At 60.1% G+C, this 1,470-nt stretch carries 3 protein-coding genes; all 3 read right to left on the reverse strand.

Annotation, left to right across the window (positions count from 1 at the left end; all coding sequences use genetic code 11):
- A partial coding sequence (locus ADADOO_RS17770) for a sigma-70 family RNA polymerase sigma factor (RefSeq protein WP_511278853.1) occupies positions 1-413 on the reverse strand: 413 nt, incomplete at its 3' end.
- A complete protein-coding gene (locus ADADOO_RS17775) occupies positions 410-1,318 on the reverse strand; it encodes a peptidoglycan DD-metalloendopeptidase family protein (RefSeq protein ID WP_511278854.1) in 909 nt (302 codons plus the stop codon). The genes ADADOO_RS17770 and ADADOO_RS17775, both read right to left, overlap by 4 nt.
- Positions 1,315-1,431 (reverse strand): hypothetical protein, encoded by a 117-nt coding sequence (locus ADADOO_RS17780; RefSeq protein WP_511278855.1) that lies wholly within the window; start codon positions 1,429-1,431, stop codon positions 1,315-1,317. The genes ADADOO_RS17775 and ADADOO_RS17780 overlap by 4 nt, the downstream gene beginning before the upstream one ends.
- Positions 1,432-1,470: the final 39 nt, after the last annotated feature.

The following is a 1,470-nucleotide window of genomic DNA, read 5'->3' on the forward strand; positions in this document are numbered from 1 at the left end:
TGACGAATCCACCAGGTGGCATACGTGGAAAAGCGGAAGCCGCGTTCCGGATCGAATTTTTCCAGCGCATGGATCAGGCCGAGATTACCCTCCTCAATCAGGTCGAGCAGCGGAATACCCCGGTTCAGGTAGTGCTTGGCGATATTCACGACGAGCCGCAGATTGTGCTCGATCATGCGCTGACGGGCAGCGAAATCACCGCCACGGACAAGCCGCGTCGCGGCCAGTTCCTCTTCCGGGGTGAGCAGCGGTTTGGCGCCGATCTCACTCAAATAAAGCTGGGTGACGTCCTCAAGCAGCTCGATTTCCGGGCTGGCAATTTCAGGCTCGGGCAGCTCAGGCTCGTGCAGCAGGACCGAGTCATCGGGCGGCCCCTCGAATTCATCGTCCACGCTCTCGCCGGATTCGCTCATCTTTTCGGCAGATACAGGGCCGGATCGACCGGCTTGCCCTGTTTGCGGATTTCAAAGTGCAGCTTGACCGAGTCTGTATCAGTATTGCCCATCTCGGCAATCTTCTGGCCGCGGCTAACCATTTGGCCTTCCTTGACGAGAATCTTGCGGTTGTGGGCGTAAGCCGACAGATAAGTGGCGTTGTGCTTGACGATGACCAGTTCGCCAAAGCCGCGCAGACCGCTGCCAGCATAGACGACCTTGCCATCGCCGGCAGCGAGCACCGGATCACCTGCCTTGCCGGCAAAATCCAGCCCCTTGTTGCCGGCATCACTGTACGGCGCCGAGAGCTTGGCCGATGTCGGCCACATCCAGGGCACATCGTCCGGCCCCGCCGCAATAGCTGGCGCGACCTCGGGCTTCGTTTCCGAGCTGGCCTCGGCCGGCTTGGCGGAGTCGCCACCGACCTTGTTCAAGCGGGCGTACGCTTCATCCGAGTACGGCTCCTTGCCGACCCGCGGCTCGCGCTTCAGCGCGCCATTTTGCGGAGCAACGGTAAGGCTTCCACCCGCCGCCTGATCAAGCGAGCGCGACTCTATTGCCGAGCCGACCTCTATCGGTTTGGTGACCGCGCCATCAGCGACAGGGTCGGCAGCAGAACCTGGCGGTGCAACACGCAGAATCTGGCCTTCCTTGATCGACGATGGGTTGGCAATATTGTTCCAGTTGGCGACATCGCGATGATCCTGACCATGTTCCAGCGCAATTCGGTACAGGGTATCGCCGCGCTTGACTGTGTAATAGCCAGGGCCGGCCGGCTGAACGGCAACTCTGGAAATTGAGCGATCGACCGCGGGTACGGGTTGCTGGGAAATACAGCCAGCCAGAAGCAAAATGGGAAAGAGTACGGCGACGAATCGAATCATTGCGTTCCTGAAAGTAGCGGGACGAAACGCACGGCATCAAGCCGGGTCTCGACATATCCCTGAGGCGTATGTTCTATGAAGCTAAGATACTGCTCTGCAGCCCCGACTGGCAAGACCAGGCGCCCACCTGACGCAAGCTGCTGAAGCAGCGC

This window comes from Azonexus sp., assembly GCF_036170495.1.
Classification (GTDB): Bacteria; Pseudomonadota; Gammaproteobacteria; order Burkholderiales; family Rhodocyclaceae; genus Azonexus.

Coding starts and splice junctions, on each gene's coding strand:
- ADADOO_RS17775 (WP_511278854.1), bottom strand. CDS start 1,318: ATGATTCGATTCGTCGCCGTACTCTTTCCCATTTTGCTTCTGGCTGGC.